This window comes from Corynebacterium ammoniagenes DSM 20306, from assembly GCF_001941425.1.
Classification (GTDB): Bacteria; Actinomycetota; Actinomycetes; order Mycobacteriales; family Mycobacteriaceae; genus Corynebacterium; species Corynebacterium ammoniagenes.
This window is the reverse complement of the sequence record NZ_CP009244.1, coordinates 1577860-1596945: the sequence shown is the minus strand read 5'-3', so window position 1 is coordinate 1596945 and position 19086 is coordinate 1577860. Positions and strand designations below refer to the sequence as shown.

General features: G+C 55.2%; 15 protein-coding genes and 1 rRNA gene. 15 read left to right on the top strand and 1 reads right to left on the bottom strand.

Annotated elements, in window-relative coordinates; all coding sequences use genetic code 11:
• The first annotated feature begins 34 nt into the window (after window positions 1-34).
• From CAMM_RS07305 to argH, 11 genes are all read left to right on the top strand, one after another.
• A complete protein-coding gene (locus CAMM_RS07305) occupies window positions 35-838 on the top strand; it encodes a TrmH family RNA methyltransferase (RefSeq protein WP_003848962.1) in 804 nt (267 codons plus the stop codon).
• A 138-nt stretch (window positions 839-976) separates the two neighbouring features.
• The gene (pheS, locus tag CAMM_RS07300) at window positions 977-2023 is read left to right on the top strand and encodes a phenylalanine--tRNA ligase subunit alpha (protein ID WP_040356221.1); all 1047 of its coding nucleotides are present in this window, start codon (window positions 977-979) and stop codon (window positions 2021-2023) included.
• Between the two features lie 24 nt (window positions 2024-2047).
• Window positions 2048-4534 (top strand): phenylalanine--tRNA ligase subunit beta, encoded by a 2487-nt coding sequence (gene pheT / locus CAMM_RS07295; RefSeq protein ID WP_003848966.1) that lies wholly within the window; start codon window positions 2048-2050, stop codon window positions 4532-4534.
• Window positions 4535-4673: 139 nt separating this feature from the next.
• Window positions 4674-5717: an N-acetyl-gamma-glutamyl-phosphate reductase gene (gene argC / locus CAMM_RS07290; RefSeq protein ID WP_003848968.1), complete on the top strand. Its 1044-nt coding sequence runs from the start codon at window positions 4674-4676 to the stop codon at window positions 5715-5717.
• Between the two features lie 28 nt (window positions 5718-5745).
• Window positions 5746-6939: a bifunctional glutamate N-acetyltransferase/amino-acid acetyltransferase ArgJ gene (argJ, locus tag CAMM_RS07285; RefSeq protein ID WP_003848970.1), complete on the top strand. Its 1194-nt coding sequence runs from the start codon at window positions 5746-5748 to the stop codon at window positions 6937-6939.
• A gap of 10 nt (window positions 6940-6949) precedes the next feature.
• Window positions 6950-7891, top strand: a complete 942-nt coding sequence (argB, locus tag CAMM_RS07280; RefSeq protein ID WP_003848972.1) for an acetylglutamate kinase — start codon at window positions 6950-6952, stop codon at window positions 7889-7891.
• Window positions 7888-9081, top strand: a complete 1194-nt coding sequence (locus tag CAMM_RS07275) for an acetylornithine transaminase (RefSeq protein ID WP_268906650.1) — start codon at window positions 7888-7890, stop codon at window positions 9079-9081. The genes argB and CAMM_RS07275 overlap by 4 nt, the downstream gene beginning before the upstream one ends.
• Before the next feature lie 12 nt (window positions 9082-9093).
• Entirely contained in the window at window positions 9094-10104 is a 1011-nt protein-coding gene (gene argF, locus CAMM_RS07270) for an ornithine carbamoyltransferase (protein ID WP_003848975.1), read from the top strand.
• A gap of 19 nt (window positions 10105-10123) precedes the next feature.
• The gene (locus CAMM_RS07265) at window positions 10124-10618 is read left to right on the top strand and encodes an arginine repressor (RefSeq protein ID WP_003848977.1); all 495 of its coding nucleotides are present in this window, start codon (window positions 10124-10126) and stop codon (window positions 10616-10618) included.
• 142 nt (window positions 10619-10760) lie between these two features.
• Window positions 10761-11984 (top strand): argininosuccinate synthase, encoded by a 1224-nt coding sequence (locus tag CAMM_RS07260; protein WP_003848979.1) that lies wholly within the window; start codon window positions 10761-10763, stop codon window positions 11982-11984.
• Between the two features lie 75 nt (window positions 11985-12059).
• On the top strand, window positions 12060-13505 hold the full coding sequence (gene argH / locus CAMM_RS07255; protein ID WP_003848980.1) for an argininosuccinate lyase: 1446 nt from the start codon (window positions 12060-12062) through the stop codon (window positions 13503-13505).
• A 62-nt stretch (window positions 13506-13567) separates the two neighbouring features.
• Here the strand turns inward: argH and CAMM_RS07250 are convergent, their stop codons facing one another.
• Window positions 13568-13969 carry a winged helix-turn-helix transcriptional regulator gene (locus tag CAMM_RS07250; RefSeq protein ID WP_003848982.1) on the bottom strand — a complete coding sequence of 134 codons (402 nt, stop codon included), beginning with the start codon at window positions 13967-13969 and terminating at the stop codon, window positions 13568-13570.
• A 106-nt stretch (window positions 13970-14075) separates the two neighbouring features.
• On the opposite strand from CAMM_RS07250, the gene CAMM_RS07245 reads away from it, so the two are divergent.
• From CAMM_RS07245 to CAMM_RS07230, 4 genes are all read left to right on the top strand, one after another.
• Entirely contained in the window at window positions 14076-14927 is an 852-nt protein-coding gene (locus tag CAMM_RS07245) for an SDR family oxidoreductase (protein WP_003848984.1), read from the top strand.
• Window positions 14928-15051: 124 nt separating this feature from the next.
• A complete protein-coding gene (locus CAMM_RS07240) occupies window positions 15052-15231 on the top strand; it encodes a Trm112 family protein (RefSeq protein WP_003848986.1) in 180 nt (59 codons plus the stop codon).
• A 74-nt stretch (window positions 15232-15305) separates the two neighbouring features.
• A complete protein-coding gene (gene tyrS, locus CAMM_RS07235; protein WP_003848988.1) occupies window positions 15306-16571 on the top strand; it encodes a tyrosine--tRNA ligase in 1266 nt (421 codons plus the stop codon).
• 667 nt (window positions 16572-17238) lie between these two features.
• A 16S ribosomal RNA gene (locus tag CAMM_RS07230) occupies window positions 17239-18764 on the top strand.
• Window positions 18765-19086: the final 322 nt, after the last annotated feature.

Here is a 19086-nt window from a genome sequence, read left to right as displayed (position 1 = left end):
CACGGTGCTTGTGACGCTTGGTAGATTAAACACCATGGCATTGGATTTTGATCAAGCATTTACTGAACGCACCCCGCGCATTGTTAACGCGGCGAAACTGCACCGCTCCTCAGCGCGCAAGAAGGCCAATGCTTTCATCGTCGAGGGCGACAACTCGGTCGATGCCGCGGTCTCCACCGGCGCAGCCACCGACGTGTTTGTCACCGAGCGTGCTGCCGATAAGTTTGCAGATATTGTCACCGCTGCCGGTTACATGGATGTTTACGTTCATCCGATTACTGATAGGGCAGCGAAGTCCTTGTCTGACACACAGACGACCATGGGAATTTTTGCACTGTGCACACCGGTTTTGTGGTCCGCAGGGAAAATCCTCAATGGCAAGCCCAAGCTGCTTTCCGTTCCAGTTGAGACCTCAGAGCCAGGAAATGCCGGCACCTTGATTCGTACTTCAGATGCCATGGGAGCAGATGGCGTTATCTTTGCCGGCGAAACTGTGGATCCTTTGGGCTCGAAGGTCTCGCGGGCATCGGCAGGCAGTTTGTTCCATATTCCTACCGCGCGCGATACCAACATCAAAGATGTGCTGGGAAAATTACGCGCATCGAACCTGCAGATTCTAGCGACCGCACCGCAGGGCGATGCCACCTTGGATGAAGTCGACCTGACCAAGCCGACCGCGTGGCTGTTTGGCAACGAAGCACATGGCCTTAGCCAAGAGCTGCTGGACGCGGCGGATATTCGCGTCAGCATTCCGCTGCGCGGGCGCGCGGAGTCATTGAACCTCGCAACTGCTGCGAGCATCTGTCTTTATGAGTCAGCGAAAGCCCAGAATAAGTAATTTCTCAAGCGCTGAGATGGCCTCGCCGTGTTGCGGTGACTTGGGCGGGGCTAGCTGTGTAGTTGCGGCATAGGGGTTGTAGGATGGGTGCGTTATCTTTATGAAGTTTTCATCCAAGTTAAAGAGGTTGAAGGGCACGTGTCTGCTACCCCAGAGATAGAAATTAACGAGGCAACATTAGAAGCTGCGGCCAATGAGGCCATCGCAGCCTTTGATGCAGCAAGCACCCTTGATGAGCTCCAAGAAGCTCGTCGTGGGCATTTGGGGGACAAGAGCTTTATATCCCAGGCACGTCAATCGCTGGGCTCACTGCCTAAGCAAGACCGCAAAGACGCCGGTCGACTGGTCAACATGGCTCGTGGCAAGGCAGAAAAGCACTTCGCTGGTGTTCTCCAGGTGCTAGAGGAAAAGGCACGCGAAGAACAGCTGGCTGCTGAGTCCGTGGACGTTACTGTTCCGACCACCCGCCACCAGACTGGTGCATTGCACCCGATTACCGCGCTGAATGAGCGCATTGCCGATATTTTCATCGGCATGGGCTGGGAAGTTGCCGAAGGCCCTGAGGTGGAAGCGGAATACTTCAACTTCGATGCCTTGAACTTCAAGCCTGACCACCCAGCTCGTACCCTGCAGGATACCTTTTATGTCGGTGAGGAAGGCTCCAAGCAGATCCTGCGCACTCACACCTCGCCGGTACAGGTTCGCACCTTGTTAGATCGCGATGTTCCGGTGTACATCGTGTGCCCGGGCCGGGTTTTCCGTACCGATGAGCTCGACGCTACGCACACCCCGGTCTTCCACCAGATTGAGGGCTTAGCCATCGATAAGAATCTGACGATGGCCAACCTGCTGGGAACCTTGGACCACCTTGCGCGTCAGCTTTTCGGACCTGAAACCAAAACGCGTATGCGCACAAACTACTTCCCATTTACGGAACCTTCCGCGGAAGTAGACGTCTGGTTCCCGAATAAGAAGGGCGGCGCCGGCTGGATCGAGTGGGGCGGCTGCGGCATGGTCAACCCGAATGTCTTGCGCTCGGTGGGCATTGACCCAGAAGAGTACCAAGGCTTTGCTTTTGGCATGGGTATTGAACGCACCCTGCAATTCCGTAATGGCCTGTCCGATATGCGCGACATGGTCGAAGGCGATGTCCGTTTCACCCTGCCATTCGGCGTCCAGGCTTAAAACCTCCGAGGAAGGAATACAACTATGCTTATTTCACAAAACTGGCTGCAAGGCGTCCTCGGTGAGCACAACCCTGGCTGGACCGTCTCCAGCGAACAACTTGATGCCGGATTCGTCAGCGTCGGCTTCGAAACCGAAGGTTATGAACCACTGCCGGAGATTACCGGTCCAGTCGTTATTGGCCGCGTAGAAGAAATTGAAGAACTCACTCAGTTCAAAAAGCCGATTCGCTACTGCCAAGTTAACGTTGGCGACGCGAATGGCACAGGCGAGCTGCAGGGAATTATTTGTGGTGCCCGAAACTTCGAAGAAGGCTCCTTAGTACCAGTCTCACTGCCTGGTGCAGTGCTTCCCGGTGGCTTCAAAATTGCAGCCCGCGAGACTTATGACCACATCTCCAATGGCATGATCTGCTCGGCTGCGGAGCTGGGACTTACCGCAAAATCCGAGGGCATCATCACCTTGGATGAATCTTTTGCCCAGCACATTGGCGAAGACGCGCTACCGCTACTCGGCGGCGCGGATACAGTCTTTGACGTTAATGTCACCCCAGACCGCGGTTATGCACTGTCGATGCGTGGGCTAGGACGCGAGATTGCCTCCGCGTTTAACCTAGCCTTCGTCGATCCCGTCGGCGAGGCTTCCCATCCTTCCGGCAGCTTGATTGATATTGACTTGCGCGAGGAAACCAAAGCGATCCGCTTTGGCCTGCGCAAAGTAACCGGCATTGACCCGCAAGCGCAGTCCCCATTTTGGATGCAGCGTATTTTGATGCTGTCCGGCCAGCGCCCCGTTAACCTTGCCACTGATGTGACCAACTACGTGATGTTGTACTTGGGTCAGCCGATGCATGCTTTCGATGCCAACAAGGTTGCCGGCAACCTCGTCGTGCGCAATGCTCAGGCGGGGGAGAAATTTGAAACCCTCGACCACGTCAAGCGCGAGCTTTTTGCCGACGACGTAGTCATCTGCGATGACACAGGCATCCAGTCGCTAGCTGGCGTGATGGGTGGTACCACCTCGGAGATCTCCGATGACACCACCGATGTCTATTTTGAGGCAGCAACCTGGGATCCCATCACCGTGGCACGTTCCTCACGTCGCCACAAGCTCAGTTCGGAAGCATCCCGTCGTTTCGAGCGGGGAGTCGACCCAGCAATTGTTGAGTACTCGTTGGACCTGGCCTGTGAGCTGCTCGTGGAATACGGCGGCGGCCACGTAGAAGATGCCCGCACCCTGGTCGGCGAGGTTCCAGACCCACAGGTCGTGGCGATGGATACCATCAAGCCATCGCAGTATGCCGGCGTGGAATATTCGCAGGAGACCATCACCGCACGTCTGGAAGAAGTCGGCTGCTCGGTAGCTGGCTTTGACAATGGGAAGGCACTCGATGTCACCATTCCATCCTGGCGCACCGATATCGAAGAAGACGTCGATCTCGTCGAAGAAGTCTTGCGCTTGGAAGGCCTGGATGCCATTCCTTCCATTTTGCCAATTCCTACCATTGGCAGCCGTGGCTTGAGCCCCGCGCAAAAGCGCCGCCGCGCCATTGGTCACTCTCTGGCGTACGCGGGGTATGCGGAAGTTATCCCGAGTCCTTTTATCAACGCTGAGATCTTCAATACCTGGGAACTCGACGCCGATGACGAACGCCGCAATGTGGTATCCGTACAAAACCCACTGGAAGCCGATAAGGCCGTGCTTTCGAGCACCTTGTTGCCGAATATGCTCGAAGCAGTCGCGCGCAACGTGGCCCGCGGTCGCAATGATGTATCCCTTTTCGGAGTACAACAGGTAGCGTTCAAGCGCGCGGATTCCACGCCTATGCCGGATGTCTCCAAGCGTCCTTCCGATGAAGAAATTGAGCAACTACTCAACACCTTGCCGTCGCAGCCCTTGCACGTAGCAACCGTGGGCGCAGGCAACCTGGAGTTCGAAGGCCCATGGGGCGAAGGTCGCGCATATACCTACGCGGATGCCATCGAATCAGCACGTCAGGTCGCACGCGCCGCCGGTGTTGAGATAGAGGTAGAAAAGGCCGAGGCCAAGCCGTGGCACCCAGGCCGTTGCGCCGCCATCAAGGTCGATGGGGACGTGGTTGGCTACGCTGGCGAGCTGCACCCGCAAATCGTCAAAGCCATGGGGCTGCCAGCACGGACCTGTGCCATGGAGCTTGATGTAACGGCGTTGCCATTTACCGCGAACTTGCCCGCCCCGGTACTTTCTTCGTTCCCCACGCTGCACCAAGATATTGCCGTTGTAGTGGATGAAGACCTGCCGGCGGAGACCGTGCGTCAAACCTTGGAGGAAGGCGCAGGAGAGCTGTTGGAAAGCGTCGAGCTTTTCGATGTTTTCCGTGGCGAACAGCTCGGTGAAGCCAAGAAGTCGTTGGCGTTTAAGATGCTTTTCCGCGCAGCCGACCGCACGTTGACCGATGAGGAAGCAAATACCCACCGCTTGGCAGCCGCTGAGCTAGCAAAACAGCGTTTGGGTGCGGAGATGCGCGCTTAAGATTTTTCATTCGCGACATGACAGACCGCGTTTCTACTACATTGAGAGGTAGAGGCGCGGTCTTTCTGATCCGAAGAATTCTTCAAAAACTTGCATGAATAGTTTGCGGGAGACTGCATAATTTACTAGTGTGTTGTACATGACATACAAAGTTGCAATCGCAGGCGCCACGGGTTACGCCGGTGGCGAGATACTTCGCCTCCTTCTTAACCACCCGGCATATGCCTCTGGCGACTTAGAAATTGGCGCACTCACCGGCCACTCCAACGCCGGGCAATCAGTAGCAGAGCTGCTGCCGCACCTGCCACAACTGGCAGGCCGCACCATCGTGGATACCACCGTGGATAATCTAGCCGGCCATGACGTGGTCTTCCTTGGACTGCCACATGGGCATTCGGGTCCCATCGCTAAGGCACTGGGCGAGGATGTCGTCGTTATTGACTGCGCCGCGGATTTCCGTTTGAAAGATTCCAAGGACTGGGAAAACTTCTATGGCTCCGAACATGCCGGAAGCTGGCCCTATGGCATTCCCGAGCTACCCGGCAACCGCGAAGAACTCCAAGGCGCGAAAAGGGTAGCGGTACCTGGTTGCTTCCCAACCACCATGACGCTAGGCGCCCTGCCAGCACTGCATGGCAAACTAATTGAGCCCGATTTGTCTGTTGTGGCAGTCACCGGTGTATCTGGTGCCGGCAAGAAGGCCGCCGTACCCATGCTGGGAGCTGAGACCATGGGCAGCGTGAAAGCCTATTCACCAGGTGGTACCCACCGCCACACCCCAGAAGTGGTACAAAACCTCAGCCCGTTTGCAGAATCCACCGTCAACGTCAGCTTCACGCCGGTGTTGGCACCGATGCCTCGGGGTATCCTCGCCACGATTACGGCACCGCTGAAAGATGGCGTGACGCAAGAACAGGTCACCAAAGTCTTCCAAAACTTTTACGCCGACGAGCCATTTTGCCAGGTGCTGCCAGAAGGACAGCAGCCACAAACCCAGCACGTGGTGGGATCTAATATGTGCCAGATTCAAGCCCACGTGGACGTTCGAGCACACAAGCTCGTGATCACCTCCGCCTTAGACAACCTGACCAAGGGCACCGGCGGCGCTGCCGTACAGTGCATGAACCTAGCCTTAGGTCTGGACGAAACCGCTGGCCTGCCACAGGCCGCAGTCGCACCATAAAACTCGCACGGAAAGAAGGATACAAGCCATGACAACGTCCGAATCCCAGCCAGTAGGTGTGACTGTTCCGCAGGGCTTTCTTGCGGCATCGACCATCGCTGGCATTAAGCCCTCGGGCAATCCTGATATGGCCCTGGTCGTCAACCAAGGCCCCAACTTTGACGCGGCAGCGGTGTTTACCCGCAACCGCGTTGTCGCAGCACCGGTAAAAATTACCCAGGCTGCCCTGGAAAACGGTGAGCCCAACCAAATCAAGGCAGTGGTCTTTAACGCCGGCAATGCTAATGCCTGCAATGGTGCTCAAGGAATGACCGATGCGCAAAAGATGGCGGAAGATACCGCTCTTGCGCTCGGTCTCGATGCGACCGAGATCGCTGTGTGCTCCACGGGGCTTATCGGGGAGTTGATGCCGATGGAGCAGGTGCATGGGGGCATCGACAAGCTAGCGAAAGACCTAGGATCTGACCTTGACCACGGCGCCGGTGCTGCGCGAGCGATCATGACGACCGATACCGTTGCTAAGCAAACCGCTGTGCACGGGCAAGGCTGGTCTGTCGGTGGCATGGGCAAAGGCGTGGGCATGATGGCGCCATCGTTGGCCACCATGTTGGTATGCATTACTACTGATGCTCAAGCAAGCCCTGCCGCCTTGGATGAAGCCTTGCGCAAGGCCTGCGATGTCACCTTTAATACTTTGGATGTTGATGGCTCTACCTCGACTAATGACACCATCATCGTCTTAGCCAATGGTGCCTCGGGCATTGAACCTTCACAGGACGAGCTTGATGAAGCCATCTTGAAGGCCTGCGCGGATCTGGCTGATCAGCTCCAAGCCGATGCCGAGGGCGTGACCAAGCGCGTGAAAATCACCGTCAAAGGCACCGGCTCTGATGAGCAAGCCCTGAATGCCGCGCGTACTTTAGGTCGTGACAACCTGTTTAAGTGCGCCATGTTTGGCTCTGATCCGAACTGGGGCCGTGTGCTGGCCGCTGTCGGTATGGCTGATGCCGACATGGACCCGGACAATATCTCCGTCTTTTTCAATGACCAACCGGTGTGCGTGGAATCCACTGGCGCTCCCGGGGCTCGTGATGTTGACCTGTCTGGTGCCGACATTGATGTGCTCGTGGACTTAGGCACCGGCGGTAATGGCGCAGCATTTGTTCGCACCACGGATCTCTCACATGAGTACGTGGAAATTAACTCGGCGTATAGCTCTTAGATAAAAGGGGATGGACATGATTGCCGGAATGACAGACTCGGTGCGCGCTGCTGTGCTCGCTGAGGCGCTGCCGTGGCTGCAGCACTACCGCAACAAAATTGTGGTGGTGAAATATGGCGGAAACGCCATGGTTGATGAAGACCTCAAGCGCGCCTTTGCCGCCGACATGGTCTTTTTGCGCACCGTCGGTGCGAAGCCCGTTGTCGTGCACGGCGGCGGACCGCAGATTAATGAAATGCTGGGCAAAATTGGCATCGAAGGCGAATTTAAAGGTGGTTTTCGGGTAACCAGCCCCGAGATCATGGATGTCGTGCGCATGGTGCTCTTTGGGCAAGTTGGCCGCGACCTAGTCAACCTCATCAATTCCCATGGCCCATATGCCGTGGGCACCTCCGGTGAAGACGCCGGGTTATTTACTGCCACCAAGCGCATGGTCAACGTCAATGGCGAACTGACTGATATTGGCCTAGTCGGCGATATTACTGACGTCAACCCTTCCGCCGTGATGGATATTATCGAAGCTGGCCGCATTCCGGTGGTCTCCGGCATTGCCCCTGGCACCGATGGCGAGGTCTATAACATTAACGCCGACTCGGCGGCCGGTGCTTTGGCTCAAGCCTTAGGTGCTGAACGCTTGGTCATGTTGACCAATGTGGAAGGTCTCTACACCGATTGGCCAAACAAGGAATCTTTGGTGTCCAAGATTGAAGCAACGCAGCTTGAAGCGATGTTGCCGCAATTAGATGCCGGTATGATCCCGAAGATGGAATCTGCCCTCAACGCCGTCAAAGGTGGGGTAGCAGCATCCCATGTTATCGATGGCCGCTTAGCGCACTCCGTCTTGTTGGAGCTGTTGACCATGGGTGGAATTGGCACCATGGTCTTGCCCGATAATTTTGAGCGTTCCCGCTACCCCGAAGGCACCGTATTTAGGAAGGACGATTCACAGTGAGCACCACGCAAACATCACTAACGAGTTCCTGGCAATCAGCCATGATGAATAACTATGGCACCCCGCCGCTGGGAATCGTCTCCGGGCACGGGGCCTACTTGGTCGATGAACACGGCACCGAGTACCTGGACCTTTTGGCCGGGATTGCCGTGAATTCTTTGGGCACCAACCATCCAGCCGTGGTGAAGGCCGTCAATGAACAAGTATCGACGCTGAGCCACGTGAGCAACCTTTTTGCATCACCTCCCGCGGTGAAACTGGCGCAGCGTTTACAAGAAAAAGTCGGCGATGACTCCGCACGTGTTATCTTTTCCAACTCCGGTGCGGAGGCAAATGAGGCTGCGTTCAAGCTGGCACGCTTGACTGGGCGCCGCCGGATACTCGCAGCCGATCATGGTTTCCATGGCCGCACCATGGGCTCCTTAGCGCTGACAGGCCAGCCTTCCAAACGCGATATCTTTGCCCCGCTGCCTGGGGGCGTGGAGTTTTATCCCTATGGCGATATTGACTACCTGCGCAAGCTTGTAGAAGTTAATCCCACGGACACTGCGGCTATTTTCCTCGAGCCCATCCAGGGTGAAACCGGCGTTATCCCAGCCACGCAAGAGTTCCTCCAAGACATCCGCGCACTGTGCGATGAGTACGGGATTTTAATGGTGGTGGATGAAGTCCAAACCGGGGTGGGGCGTACCGGAACGTTCTTTGCCTTTGAAAAGGCTGGAATTACCCCGGATGTCATCACCATGGCCAAAGGCCTGGGTGCAGGTCTTCCCATCGGTGCGTGCATTGGTACCGGCAAGGCAGCAGAGCTTTTTGAACCTGGCAGCCACGGCACCACCTTTGGCGGCAACCCGGTCTCATGCGCCGCAGCCAATGCGGTGCTAGATGTCATCGATGATGAATTTATCGCTGGTGTGCGCTCCAAGGGTGAGAAGTTCGCCGCGGAGCTCAACAAGCTGTCGTTGGTGGATCATGTGCGCGGTCAGGGCCTGCTCCTTGGCGTTGTGCTCAACCAGCCCGTTGCTAAGGAAGCAGTTGCTGAGGGCTTAAACAATGGGCTCATTGTCAACGCACCAAGCGCCGATGTTGTGCGTATTGCTCCACCACTGGTTATCACCGAAGAAGATATCGATGTGGCGATTGAGAAAATCACCACCGTCTTTGCCACTGTCACTAAGACCGACAATTAAGGAAACTTGCACATGAGTACAACCACCCGCGAAGAAACCATTCCTCACAAGCTAGAAGTAGGCCTCGGCGGCATCCGGCATTTCTTAGCTGACGATGACCTCACCCCGCAAGAACAGCAGGAAGTTCTAGCGCTGGCACTCGAGCTGAAGAAAGAACCTTTTAAGTACCGCCCGCTGGAAGGGCCCAAGTCTGTGGCGTTGTTGTTTTCGAAGACGTCCACACGTACCCGGTTTTCTTTTGAGGCCGGTATCGCGGCGATCGGGGGACATGCCATCATGTCCACGGATCAAAGCTCCCAGTTGGGCAAAGGCGAAAGCTTGCAAGATACCGCGGCGGTGTTGTCACGGTTTACCGAAATGATCATCTGGCGTACCTTCGCACACCAAAACCTTATTGATATGGCAGAGACGTCGACCGTACCGATTATCAATTCGCTCACGGATGATTTGCACCCCTGCCAGATTTTGGCGGATTTGCTCACCTGCGCGGAGGAATTTGGGGGCATCGACAAGCTAGCGGGCAAAAAGGCTGTCTACTTGGGCGATGGTGCTAATAATATGGCCAATTCTTACCTCATCGGCTTTGCTACCGCCGGCGTAGATATTGCCATCTGCGCGCCTGATGATTTCCAGCCGGAGCAGCACTTTGTCGACCGTGCGCGCGACCGCGCCGAACACACCGGTGCCACCATTACAATCACCGATGATACGAGCGTGGTTGATGGGACAGACATCATCATCACTGATACCTGGGTATCTATGGGCCAAGAAGACGACGGCAAAGACCGTCGCACGCCCTTTATGCCGTACCAGGTCAACCAGGATCTGATGGCGAAGGCTGATGAGAACGCGATCTTCTTGCACTGCTTGCCGGCCTACCGCGGCAACGAAGTCACCGCGGAAGTTATCGACGGTGCGCAGTCACGCGTATTCGACGAAGCAGAAAACCGCCTGCACGCGCAGAAGGCTTTGATGGTGTGGCTGTTGAATAAGGCAGCTGAGGCTGCCTCGGACAAGGCATAAAGGGTTTAAGGTAAATACTATGACCATGCCTAAGACTCGCAATGCCCGCCAAGCGAAAATCTTGGAAATTTTAGGAAAAACCCGCGTGACCAGCCAGGTGCAGCTTTCTGATTTGCTGCTTGATGAAGGCATCGATATCACCCAAGCGACCTTGTCGCGGGACTTAGATGTGCTTGGTGCCAAGAAGGTCAAGCGTGATGGCGGGCGGTCCTTTTATTCCGTCGGTGGGGAAATGGATCAGTTCGTTGACCAAGTCAATGGTCCACGCGAGAAGCTGCGCCGGATGATTGATGAACTGGTGGTCTCTGTGGATAGCTCCGGCAATATCGCCATGCTGCGCACCCCAGCTGGTGCTGCGCAGTATCTTGCCAGCTTCATTGACCGGGTGGGCTTGGAAGATGTGGTGGGTTGTATTGCCGGCGACGATACGATTTTTGTGCTGGCTCGCGAATCAATTACCGGGGCAGAGCTGGCCGAACGCCTCGCTGGCTCGCGTCGAGGTGAGATTGAATAAACACGGCTTCAGATTATGCACGACGAGTTTGTATATTATGTAACTTCATGTATATTTTCCAATAGAAGCCCTCGTGACGTACAGCTGTGGAAATAGCCGTATCATGAATGAGTAAAACGTTAAGACAGAGGAGATAGAAACTATGAACGCACGCGTTGTGCTTGCTTACTCCGGCGGCCTTGATACCTCGGTTGCCATCCCTTACCTGGCAAAAATGACCGGAGGTGACGTTGTCGCAGTCTCCCTGGACCTAGGTCAGGGCGGCGAGGATATGGAATCTGTGCGCCAGCGTGCACTGGACTGCGGCGCCGTGGAATCTATCGTCATCGATGCCAAGGATGAATTCGCGGACGAGTACTGCCTGCCGACCATCCAGGCCAACGGCATGTACATGAAGCAGTACCCACTGGTCTCTGCAATCTCTCGCCCGCTCATTACCAAGCACCTGGTTCAGGCTGCACAGGAATTCGGCGGCACCCACGTCTCCCACGGTTGCACCGGTAAGGGCAATGACCAGGTACGTTTTGAGGTCTCCTTCCGCGCACTGGATCCATCCTTGGATATCATCGCGCCGGCACGTGACTACGCCTGGACCCGCGATAAGGCCATTGCGTTTGCGGAAGAAATCGACTTGCCGATTGAGCAGTCGGCGTCCTCACCGTTTTCTATTGACCAAAACGTCTGGGGCCGCGCGGTAGAAACCGGCTACCTCGAAGACCTGTGGAACCCACCGACAAAGGACGTTTACTCCTACACCGAGGATCCAGCGTTGGGCAATGCTCCCGATGAGGTCGTCATCTCCTTCGACAAGGGCAAGCCCGTTGCTATCGACGGCAAGCCGGTAAGCGTGCTTGAAGCTATCGAAGAGCTCAACCGTCGTGCAGGCGCTCAGGGTATTGGCCGCTTGGACATGGTCGAGGACCGCCTCGTAGGAATTAAGTCCCGTGAGATCTATGAAGCACCTGGTGCAATCACGTTGATTCGTGCACACGAAGCGCTCGAAGATGTCACCATGGAGCGCGAACTCGCACGCTACAAGCGTTTGACGGATGCTCGTTGGTCCGAAGAGGTCTACGACGGCTTGTGGTACTCGCCATTGAAGCGTTCTTTGGACGCTTTCATCGCCGAGTCCCAGGAGCATGTCACTGGCGATATCCGCTTGGTGCTGCAGGCTGGTCAGATCATCGTCAACGGCCGTCGTTCGCCACAGTCGCTGTATGACTTCTCCTTGGCCACCTACGACACTGGTGATGCTTTCGACCAAACCGCGGCCAAGGGCTTCGTGCAGCTGCATGGTCTTTCCACCCAGATCTCCAACCAGCGTGACCGTGATGGCGGTTTCCCAACCAGCGAGAACGGCCAGTAAAACGCGAAAGTACGCGAATATACGCGGAAAATTGCGCGCGTATAGTCCAAAAATAACGGAGGATAGTTAGCCAATATGCAGCCACATAAGACGAATGAAGGCGCACTGTGGGGCGGACGCTTTTCTGGCGGACCGTCAGAGGCCATGGCTGCGTTGTCAGTATCCACGCACTTCGATTGGGTGCTGGCTCCTTATGACGTGCTGGCATCGAAAGCGCACGCCAAGGTATTGCACAGCGCCGGATTGCTTTCCGATGCCGACCTGCAGACCATGCTCGATGGCCTCGACGAGCTCGGCGCCAGGGTGGCTTCGGGTGAATTTGGCCCCGCAGCCAGCGATGAAGATGTCCACGGCGCAATGGAACGTGGGCTAATTGACATCGTCGGACCGGAAGTAGGCGGGCGCCTGCGCGCTGGTCGTTCCCGCAATGACCAGGTGGCCACGCTATTTCGCATGTGGGTGCGCGATGCCATCCGCGATATTGCGCTGCAGGTCAGCGACCTCGTCGAAGCTATCTCCGGCCAGGCTGAAAAGCATCCCGATGCCATCATGCCGGGCAAGACGCACTCGCAAGCGGCACAGCCGATCTTGCTGGCACATTCGCTGCTCGCTCATGCCCAGCCCTTGCTGCGCGATATCGATCGCCTCAAGGACCTGGACAAGCGTTTGGCTATTTCTCCATATGGCTCTGGTGCGCTGGCAGGTTCTTCCTTGCAGCTCAACCCAGAGGCCATCGCCGATGAGCTGGGCTTTGATGCCGCAGCAGAAAACTCCCTCGATGCCACGGCTTCGCGTGATTTCGCCTCCGAGACGGCATTCGTCTTGGCGCAAATCGCCGTGGATATGTCGCGCTTTGCCGAAGAAATCATCTACTGGTGTACTCCGGAATTCGGCTACGTCACCCTCAGTGATGCCTGGTCGACAGGTTCGTCCATCATGCCGCAGAAGAAAAACCCGGATGTTGCCGAGCTGACCCGCGGTAAAACCGGACGCCTCATTGGCAACCTTGCCGGCTTGCTCGCAACGTTAAAGGCACAACCTTTGGCCTATAACCGTGACCTGCAAGAAGATAAAGAACCCATCGTGGATTCGGTCGCGCAGCTCAACTTGCTGCTACCGGCTATGACGGGTCTGGTCTCTACCTTGGAATTCCACACCGAGCGCATGCGCGAGCTTGCCCCGCAGGGCTTTACGCTGGCTACTGACTTGGCAGAGTGGATGGTGCGCGAAGGCGTTCCTTTCCGCGAGGCTCACGAGGCATCCGGCGAATGCGTTCGCTTGGCGGAATCTCGTGGTGTGGATCTTGTAGACCTCACCGATGAAGAACTCCAGAACGTGGACAGTCGCCTCAAGCCAGCCGTGCGCGACGTGCTCACTATCGATGGTGCGGTGGCATCTCGTTCCACCAAGGGCGGTACCGCTGGCACGCGCGTTACTGAACAGCGCGAGACCGTCAATAAGCTCAACGACGATTTCCGCGCGTGGGCAAATACGCCAGTGCGAGCAGAAGCTAAGAACTAAGAACTTCGCTCGATAGTAAAAATGCTCTTATCCCTGAATGTGGGATAAGAGCATTTTTCTATTTATTTCTCCAGGTTGGCATCGTAAAGCTCTTGCGACGCGATGACCTCATCCAACTGTGACTCAATGATGTCGGTCAATGTCTGCAGTGGTCGGGCAACCTTGATTCCCAGCGGAGTAAGCGAGTAGTCCACGTGCGGGGGAATGGAGCTGCGGACCTCGCGTTTGACCATGCCGTCGCGCTCTAACTGGCCCAAAGTCTGCGACATCATCCGGTCACTAATGCCTTCTATTTTTCGACGAAGCTCCGCAAAGCGTAGGGGAGTACTGCTTTCTAACAGCGCCACCATGGTCAACGATCCCCAACGGCCCGTGAGGTGTTGAAGCGCGCCCCGGGATGAGCACAGGGCGGAAAAGACATCGGCAGCCGGAAGATTCTGCGACTTTTCTTGGGAGGTGGACATGTTTTCTACCTTAGACCGTGAGTGCTACTAATAAAAGTATTGCACTAACTATTTGTTAGTGCTAGGTTTGCGTAAGTAAAACAATTACTTACCAAGGAGTTCTTACATGCGTATTGCTGTTACCGGTGCAACGGGTCATCTGGGCGGACTAATCATCGACAAGCTGCTCGCTCGCGATGTTGCCCCATCCGATATCGTTGCCGTTGTTCGCAATGAAGAAAAGGCACAAGACCTAGCGAAGCAGGGGATTAATATCGCCGTTGCTGCCTATGAAGATGAATCAGCGTTGGCGAAAGCGTTTGACGGCGTGGACCGCCTAGTCTTTGTCTCCGCTAGCGAGGTGGGCAAGCGTATTGATCAGCACACTAATATCGTCAATGCGGCGAAATCTGCTGGTGTTGCCCAGATTGCATACACCAGCTTGTTGAACCTGGACTCCTCAGAACTGTTTTTGGCTCCTGAACACGTGGCGACGGAAAGGCTGCTGGCTGATAGCGGCATCGAGCACGTGCTGCTGCGCAACGGTTGGTACTGGGAAAACTATGTCTCCGGCCTGGAGACAGGTAAGTCCCTGGGTAAGTTCTTTTCTGCTGCTGGTGAAGCTAAGGTTTCTGGCGCCGCGCGTGCGGACTTTGCTGAGGCGGCCGCTGTTGTCGCTACCACCGACGGACATGCCGGAAAGGTCTACGAGCTCGCCGGCGCGCCAGCCCTGGCCTATCCGGATATTGCGGCGCAGATTGGTCAAGTGCTGGGCAAGGATGTGGAATACGTGAACCAAACCCCAGCGGAATATGAGGAGTTCCTGCGCAGCGCGGGCGTTCCAGCCGATTTCGCCGCTGGTCTAGCTTCTGCTGACCCAGTCATTGAGCAAGGTGCACTGTACTCCGAAAGCACGGACCTGCAAGATCTCATCGGACGTCCTTCTTCGTCAGTGGTTGACACTTTCCAGCAGGCATAGTCTGTAGCTTTACCTACTACTTTTACCGCGCGTCTTTTCGTCCAAAAATGGAGAAAGGCGCGCGGTGAGTTGTTTCTGGGGTCATGAGCAGAGAAAAGACCATAAGAAGGTACGATAAGAAACCATGAGTTTAGATCCCGCGCTAGTAGAAATCCTTGTGTGCCCGCAGGACAAGGGGCCATTGAGCTATCTGGAAGATGAACAAGTCCTAGTCAATGAGCGCTTGGGGATTGCCTATCCTATTGAAGATGGAATTCCGGTCATGTTGGTGGATGACGCCAAGCCATGGCCGAAGGCTCAGTAAGCTCCTGCGCAGCTGAATTTTCAGCGGCCAAAATTTTTACCCAGCACCCCTTCTAGAATCTAAACGAGGAAACCATGAACATTATCGATGAACTGCAATGGCGCGGGCTTATTAACCAGTCCACTGATATCGACGCCCTGCGTGAAGCTTGTGAGCAGCCTATTGCTCTCTACGTTGGCTTCGACCCCACCGGCGACTCTTTGCACGCCGGACACCTGGTGCCGATGATTATGTTGCGTCGCTTCCAAGAAGCTGGGCACAAGCCACTTGCACTGGCGGGTGGCGCAACTGGCTTTATCGGCGACCCACGTGATGTGGGGGAGCGCTCCATGCTCAGCCAAGACGAGATCGATAACAACCTCGAGGCGATTAAAAAGCAGCTTCGCCAATTCGTGGACTTCGATGGCGACAACCCAGCCATCATGGTCAACAACGCCGACTGGACGATGAACATGTCCGTCATTGATTTCTTGCGTGATGTTGGCAAGAACTTCTCGTTGAACACCATGCTGGACCGCGATACCGTCAAGCGCCGTTTGGAAACCGACGGCATCTCCTACACGGAATTTTCCTACATGCTCCTGCAGGCCAATGACTTTGTGCAGCTGCAGCGCAAGTACGACTGCGTCTTGCAGGTTGGTGGCGGCGATCAGTGGGGCAATATCGTCTCCGGTGTGGATCTCAACCGTCGTGTTGATGGCGTCAAAGCGCACGCGCTGACCTGTCCACTGGTTACCGACGCGCAGGGGCAAAAGTTTGGCAAGTCCACCGGTGGCGGCAAATTGTGGCTGGATCCGGAAAAGACCTCGGCATACTCCTGGTACCAGTACTTCCTCAACGCTGGTGACTCCGTGGTCATCGACTACCTGCGTTGGTTTACCTTCTTGAACCAGGAAGAAATCGCCGAGTACGCCAAGGCCGTCGAAGAAGAGCCTTTCAAGCGTGCCGCCCAGCGCCGTCTCGCGCAAGAGATGACCAACTTGGTACACGGCAACGAGGCAACCCAGGCAGTAGAGCTTGCCGCGCAGGCACTTTTCGGTCGCGCTGAACTTAGCGATCTGGATGAAAAGACCCTAGAAGGCGCATTGTCGGAGACCAACGTGGCAGAGCTTGGCGATGACGACTCTTTCGGAATCGTTGACCTGCTCGTTGCTTCTGGCCTCGCTGATTCCAAGGGTGCAGCCCGCCGCACGATTAAAGAAGGCGGCGCGTACGTCAATAACCAGCGCATCGAGTCTGATGATTGGACCCCGGCCGAAGATGACTTCCTCCACGGTGCATGGCTTGTGATGCGCCGCGGCAAGAAGAACTTCGCCGGCATTCATCGCACCAAGGCCTAGATAGGTCATAGGTTTACCCCGCTAGCTTCCATCGGAAGTCCGCGCTTTGAGCAATTAACCTTGCATTAGCGCAGTCTTTAAATGAAAGCTCGCGGGGTTTCGTTTTGCCCGGATCCTTAAAACCATGATTTACCTGGCGATTTGTCAAAGATCTGGGTCCCGTGTAACTTTATCGAAGTCGCCGCGAGAGAGCGTGCGGCACAAAAGTTAACACCTGGTTGACAAACGTTAAACAGTTTGTCTAAGGTAGAAACTCCAGCCGAGAGCGAAAACAGCTTCTAAGGAAGCCGAATTCATCTTGTGTGGTTGTTGTCTGAGAACTCAATAGTGTGCCAATGTACTAGATTTTTTATTTTTGTCTGTGTTGTGTGGATGAGAATTATGTTGGGCTGAATGAACTTTTGTTTGTTTGGTTGTTGGTGTGTACCGGATGTCACTTGTCGTTATGGGTGGCATTGAAAATAGTTAAATACTGTAACGGTGCATATTGAATGTAATTGTTGTCTGCTGATGCAGTTAAAACACTTTTACCTTACCTGGCTAACTTTGGTTGGTTGGGTTTGTTGATTTCTTTATGTAGTAATTTTTGGTCAGCTTCACACTTAGTAGAGATGTTTTGTGTGTTGTTTGTCTTTTTTGGTTAGGTTTTGGGCTTTTCACAGCCTTTTTTGTGGAGAGTTTGATCCTGGCTCAGGATGAACGCTGGCGGCGTGCTTAACACATGCAAGTCGAACGGAAAGGCCTGTACTTGTACAGGTACTCGAGTGGCGAACGGGTGAGTAACACGTGGGTGATCTGCCCTGCACTATGGGATAAGCTTGGGAAACTGGGTCTAATACCATATAGGACCACTTCTTGGATGTTGTGGTGGAAAGCTTTTGCGGTGTGGGATGAGTCTGCGGCCTATCAGCTTGTTGGTGGGGTAATGGCCTACCAAGGCGGCGACGGGTATCCGGCCTGAGAGGGTGTACGGACACATTGGGACTGAGATACGGCCCAGACTCCTACGGGAGGCAGCAGTGGGGAATATTGCACAATGGGCGCAAGCCTGATGCAGCGACGCCGCGTGGGGGATGACGGCCTTCGGGTTGTAAACTCCTTTCGCTATCGACGAAGCCACCTTTGGTGGTGACGGTAGGTAGATAAGAAGCACCGGCTAACTACGTGCCAGCAGCCGCGGTAATACGTAGGGTGCAAGCGTTGTCCGGAATTACTGGGCGTAAAGAGCTCGTAGGTGGTTTGTCGCGTCGTCTGTGAAATCCCGGGGCTTAACTTCGGGCGTGCAGGCGATACGGGCATAACTTGAGTGCTGTAGGGGAGACTGGAATTCCTGGTGTAGCGGTGAAATGCGCAGATATCAGGAGGAACACCGATGGCGAAGGCAGGTCTCTGGGCAGTAACTGACGCTGAGGAGCGAAAGCATGGGTAGCGAACAGGATTAGATACCCTGGTAGTCCATGCCGTAAACGGTGGGCGCTAGGTGTAGGGGGCTTCCACGTCTTCTGTGCCGTAGCTAACGCATTAAGCGCCCCGCCTGGGGAGTACGGCCGCAAGGCTAAAACTCAAAGGAATTGACGGGGGCCCGCACAAGCGGCGGAGCATGTGGATTAATTCGATGCAACGCGAAGAACCTTACCTGGGCTTGACATATACAGGATTGGGCTAGAGATAGTTCGTCCCTTGTGGTCTGTATACAGGTGGTGCATGGTTGTCGTCAGCTCGTGTCGTGAGATGTTGGGTTAAGTCCCGCAACGAGCGCAACCCTTGTCTTATGTTGCCAGCACGTGATGGTGGGGACTCATGAGAAACTGCCGGGGTTAACTCGGAGGAAGGTGGGGATGACGTCAAATCATCATGCCCCTTATGTCCAGGGCTTCACACATGCTACAATGGTCGATACAATGGGCAGCGACATCGTGAGGTGGAGCGAATCCCTGAAAGTCGGCCTTAGTTCGGATTGGGGTCTGCAACTCGACCCCATGAAGTCGGAGTCGCTAGTAATCGCAGATCAGCAATGCTGCGGTGAATACGTTCCCGGGCCTTGTACACACCGCCCGTCACGTCATGAAAGTTGGTAACACCCGAAGCCAGTGGCCTAAACTTGTTAGGGAGCTGTCGAAGGTGGGATCGGCGATTGGGACGAAGTCGTAACAAGGTAGCCGTACCGGAAGGTGCGGCTGGATCACCTCCTTTCTAAGGAGCATTATTTATTAACATCACGCAGCTGTGCAGTTGTATAGCGCGGGTGGTGGTGGTTGATGACCCGAGTGTGGTCATGCCACCGAGTTTGAATCGGAGTGGAAACACACCGGCAGTTATAGAGGCTGCTAACACAAATTCTTGAGACACATAAACACAGGCAAGATTAAATCTGGGTTTAGACATTGGTGCACTGTTGGGTGTCTGGGACAGCAATTCACGTTATGTGGGTTGGTCCTGGTGCTTGCATCACGAAACACGCACTAAACGCTTTGTTTGCAAAGTGGGTGTGTGGTTGGTGGTGTGGGGTGTTGTG

What these genes read in the sequence shown, in the direction of transcription:
- CAMM_RS07305 (WP_003848962.1), top strand. Translation starts at nt 35, where the DNA reads ATGGCATTGGATTTTGATCAAGCATTTACTGAACGCACCCCGCGCATT.
- pheT (WP_003848966.1), top strand. Translation starts at nt 2,048, where the DNA reads ATGCTTATTTCACAAAACTGGCTGCAAGGCGTCCTCGGTGAGCACAAC.
- argC (WP_003848968.1), top strand. Translation starts at nt 4,674, where the DNA reads ATGACATACAAAGTTGCAATCGCAGGCGCCACGGGTTACGCCGGTGGC.
- argJ (WP_003848970.1), top strand. Translation starts at nt 5,746, where the DNA reads ATGACAACGTCCGAATCCCAGCCAGTAGGTGTGACTGTTCCGCAGGGC.
- argB (WP_003848972.1), top strand. Translation starts at nt 6,950, where the DNA reads ATGGACATGATTGCCGGAATGACAGACTCGGTGCGCGCTGCTGTGCTC.
- argF (WP_003848975.1), top strand. Translation starts at nt 9,094, where the DNA reads ATGAGTACAACCACCCGCGAAGAAACCATTCCTCACAAGCTAGAAGTA.
- CAMM_RS07265 (WP_003848977.1), top strand. Translation starts at nt 10,124, where the DNA reads ATGACCATGCCTAAGACTCGCAATGCCCGCCAAGCGAAAATCTTGGAA.
- CAMM_RS07260 (WP_003848979.1), top strand. Translation starts at nt 10,761, where the DNA reads ATGAACGCACGCGTTGTGCTTGCTTACTCCGGCGGCCTTGATACCTCG.
- argH (WP_003848980.1), top strand. Translation starts at nt 12,060, where the DNA reads ATGCAGCCACATAAGACGAATGAAGGCGCACTGTGGGGCGGACGCTTT.
- CAMM_RS07250 (WP_003848982.1), bottom strand. Translation starts at nt 13,969, where the DNA reads ATGTCCACCTCCCAAGAAAAGTCGCAGAATCTTCCGGCTGCCGATGTC.
- CAMM_RS07245 (WP_003848984.1), top strand. Translation starts at nt 14,076, where the DNA reads ATGCGTATTGCTGTTACCGGTGCAACGGGTCATCTGGGCGGACTAATC.
- CAMM_RS07240 (WP_003848986.1), top strand. Translation starts at nt 15,052, where the DNA reads ATGAGTTTAGATCCCGCGCTAGTAGAAATCCTTGTGTGCCCGCAGGAC.
- tyrS (WP_003848988.1), top strand. Translation starts at nt 15,306, where the DNA reads ATGAACATTATCGATGAACTGCAATGGCGCGGGCTTATTAACCAGTCC.